The organism is Pseudomonas sp. BCRC 81390 (genome assembly GCF_030341915.1).
Classification (GTDB): Bacteria; Pseudomonadota; Gammaproteobacteria; order Pseudomonadales; family Pseudomonadaceae; genus Aquipseudomonas.
The window spans coordinates 513,384-517,120 of record NZ_JATAAG010000066.1; the positions used below are offsets into that span (position 1 = coordinate 513,384).

General features: G+C 61.0%; 3 protein-coding genes. All 3 read left to right on the forward strand.

Translation table 11 applies throughout. The features are described 5' to 3' along the window. Nucleotides 1-118 precede the first annotated feature (118 nt). Genes QSV36_RS18935 through QSV36_RS18945 form a run of 3 tightly spaced genes read left to right on the forward strand, consistent with a single transcriptional unit; the run spans nucleotide 119 to nucleotide 3,681 of the window. On the forward strand, nucleotides 119-778 hold the full coding sequence (locus tag QSV36_RS18935) for a paraquat-inducible protein A (RefSeq protein WP_225780276.1): 660 nt from the start codon (nucleotides 119-121) through the stop codon (nucleotides 776-778). Next, complete coding sequence (locus QSV36_RS18940; RefSeq protein WP_186689420.1) at nucleotides 765-1,388, forward strand: paraquat-inducible protein A; 624 nt, start codon at nucleotides 765-767, stop codon at nucleotides 1,386-1,388. Before QSV36_RS18935 ends, QSV36_RS18940 begins: the two co-directional genes overlap by 14 nt. Next, nucleotides 1,381-3,681 carry a PqiB family protein gene (locus QSV36_RS18945; protein ID WP_289133721.1) on the forward strand — a complete coding sequence of 767 codons (2,301 nt, stop codon included), beginning with the start codon at nucleotides 1,381-1,383 and terminating at the stop codon, nucleotides 3,679-3,681. Before QSV36_RS18940 ends, QSV36_RS18945 begins: the two co-directional genes overlap by 8 nt. Nucleotides 3,682-3,737 lie beyond the last annotated feature (56 nt).

Consider the following 3,737-nt stretch of genomic DNA (forward strand, 5'->3'; position numbering starts at 1 on the left):
TGGCCGCAAAAGCCTGGCATGCGCGGTCCCATGTGGGGTAGGTGCGCCTGCTCCCACATCTCCCACAATCTGGGCAAGAACACTAGAATAGCCCCACGCACCTATTCAGAAGCGCTATATGCCCAATCCTGTCGAACCCGAATCATTGGCACGCTTGCCGTTGGACGAGTTGGTTGCCTGCCATGAATGCGACCTGCTGTTACGCAAGCCGGTACTCCAGCATGATGAAAAGGCGCTGTGCCCGCGCTGCGGCTACGAGCTGTACGCCCACCGACACAATGTGGTCAACCGTAGCCTGGCGCTGGTACTGACGGCACTGCTGCTGTTCGTGCCGGCCAATTTCCTGCCTATCATGCAGCTGCACCTGCTGGGCCAGACATCGGACGACACCGTCTGGAGCGGCGTGCTGGGCCTGTACAACTCGGAAATGCGTGGTGTGGCCGTGGTGGTGTTTCTCTGCAGCATGGCCATACCCTTGGCAAAGCTCCTCTGCCAACTGGCCGTACTGTTGAGCATCCGGCTGAACATCGGGCGCGATTATGGCCTGCTGTTCTACCGCATCTATCACCACTTGCGTGACTGGGGCATGCTCGAGGTCTATTTCATGGGCGTGCTGGTGGCCATCGTCAAGCTTGTGGACCTGGCCGAACTCACCGTGGGCCTGGGGCTGTTCTGCTTCATCAGCCTGCTGTTGATCCAGGTATGGCTCGAAGTGGTGATGTCGCCGCACCAGATCTGGAGTGCGCTATCGGGGGAAGATCTGCATGCGGGCGATTGATGCGGGCATTCTGGTCTGCAATGAATGTCACGAACTGAATCGGCAAGAGCCGGGCAGCACCTCACAAACCTGCACACGCTGCGGTGCCATCGTGCATGCCCGTCGCCCGAACAGCATCGTGCGTACCTGGGCACTGCTGATCGCTGCATCGATCTTGTATATCCCGGCCAACATGTTGCCGATCATGACCGTGAGTACGCTCGGCCAAGGCAGCCCCGACACGATCATGTCCGGCGTCATCACCTTGCTCAAGCATGGCATGGTGCCCATTGCTGCCGTGGTATTCATTGCCAGCATCCTGGTGCCCACCTTCAAGCTGGTGGGGATCGGCCTGCTGTTGTATTCCGTTCAGCGTCGGCAGCCGCTTTCGGCGCGGCAACGGATATTGATGTACCGCTTCATCGAATTCATCGGGCGCTGGTCCATGCTGGATATCTTTGTCATTGCCATCCTGGTGGCGGTGGTGAATTTTGGCCGAATCGCCAGTGTCGAAGCCAACCTGGGCGCTGTCGCCTTTGCAACTGTGGTGATCCTGACAATGCTTGCTGCTTTAACTTTCGATCCCCGACTGATCTGGGATAACACGGAGTCGGATGACGACCATGAGTGACCTGCCAACGGCTAAAACCCGCCCTGCCTCGAACTGGTCGGCCATCTGGATCCTGCCTTTGATCGCCTTGATGATCGGCGGCTGGCTGGCGTGGCAGGCTTACCGTGATGCTGGCGTGGAAATTGAAGTCCGCTTCGAGTCGGGCGAGGGCATCGTCGCCAACAAGACCGAGGTCATCTACAAGGGCATGCCGGTCGGCAAGGTGACCCGCCTGGTGCTGGATGCCAAGGGCGAGAACCAGGGGGTGATCGCCACCATCGAGATGAACAAGGCTGCTGAACCCCACCTGACCAAGGGCACACGCTTCTGGCTGGTCAAGCCAAGTGTCAGCCTGGCGGGTATTTCCGGTCTTGAAACACTGGTGTCCGGTAACTACATCGCCGTCAGCCCAGGGGAAGGGGAGCGTACCAAGCGCTTCACTGCGTTGAAGGTGGCGCCGCCGTTGTCGGACACCGAGCCGGGCCTGCACCTGACCCTCAAGGCTGACCGGCTCGGTTCACTCAACCGTGACAGCCCGGTGTTCTACAAGCAGATCCAGGTTGGCCGGGTGAAAAGCTATCGCCTTTCCGACGACCAGAGCACCGTCGAAATCAAGGTCTTCATCGAGCCGGCATACGCCAGCCTGGTGCGCAAGCACACGCGTTTCTGGAATGCCAGCGGCGTCAGCATCGATGCTTCGCTGTCGGGGGTGAAGGTGCGCAGCGAGTCGCTGTCGAGCATTGTCGCCGGTGGTATCGCCTTTGCCACACCGGAACACCGCAAGGACAGCCCGCCCACCGACTCAAGCCTGCCGTTCCGCCTGTATGAGGACTTCGACGCAGCCCAGGCCGGTATCCGCGTAAAGCTGAAGCTGAGCGATTATGAGGGCCTGCAGGCGGGCCGTACGCCGGTCATGTACAAGGGGATCCAGGTCGGCTCGCTGAAAACCCTGAAGATGGAAGACAACCTGGCCAGCGCCTCGGCCGAATTGACGCTGGACCCATTGACCGAGGACTACCTGGTCGAGGGCACGCAGTTCTGGGTGGTCAAACCCTCGATTTCGCTGGCGGGTATCACCGGCCTGGAAGCACTGGTCAAAGGCAACTACATCGCTATCCGTCCCGGCGAGAAGGGCGCACGCCCCGAGCGCGAGTTCGAGGCCCGCGCCAAGGCGCCGCCACTCGACCTCAAAGCGCCTGGTCTGCACATGGTGCTGTTCGCCGATACTTTGGGTTCGCTGGAGATCGGTAGCCCGGTGATGTACCGCCAGGTGAAGGTGGGTAGTGTGCAGAGCTACCAATTTGCGCGTAACAGCAACCGCATCCTCATCGGCGTACATATCGAAAAGGAATACGAAAAACTGGTAAACGGCTCTTCGCGCTTCTGGAACGTCAGTGGTATCACCCTGACCGGGGGGCTGTCGGGCATCAAGATCAAGAGCGAGTCGCTGCAGACGCTGATGGCCGGTGGTATCGCCTTCGACACGCCGCGACCCGATGTGGCGCTCAAGCGTCACATTCCGCGCTTCCGTCTGCACGACAGCCAGGAGGCGGCCAACCGTGCAGGCACGTTGGTCACCATCCGCGTGGACCGTGCCGATGGCCTGAAGCCTGGCACGGCAATCCGCTTCCGCGGCCTGGATGTAGGCAGCGTCGAGAGCGTGGACCTCACCGATGACCTGCAGGCGGTGCTGCTGCGGGCGCGCATTACCGAGGCAGCGAACCGTATTGCCCGGGTCGGCACACAGTTCTGGGTGGTAAAGCCGGCCTTTGGCCTAGTGCGTACACAGAACCTCGATACCCTGGTTGGCGGGCAATACCTGGAAGTGCAACCGGCAACCAAGGACCGTGGCCCGCAGCATGACTTCATCGCGCTGGCCGAAGCCCCGCAAGTGGCAGGGCCGGAAGTCGGCCTGCCGTTGACGCTCAGTGCCCCGCGTCGTGGTTCGATCAAGCCGGGTGTACCGGTGACCTACCGCGAAGTCGCGGTGGGCAAGGTGACGGGCTTCGAGCTGGGCCAGAGTGCTGACCGCGTGCTGATCCATATCCTGATCGAGCCGCGCTATGCGGCACTGGTACGCAGCGGCAGTCGCTTCTGGAACAGCAGTGGCTTCGGTTTCGACTGGGGGCTGTTCAAGGGGGCTACGGTGCGTACCGAGTCGGTGGAAACCCTGATCGACGGTGGTATCGCCTTCGCCACACCGGATGGCGAGCAGATGGGTAACCCGGCGCGGCCGCAGCAGACCTTCGCCTTGTTCGACCAGGCCGAAGAAGAATGGCTGAAGTGGGCGCCGAAGATTCAGATAGCCAAGTAATACCAGGCCAACTCAGGCTCGCTTCTTTGAGGAGCGGCCTTGTGTCGCGGTCGGGC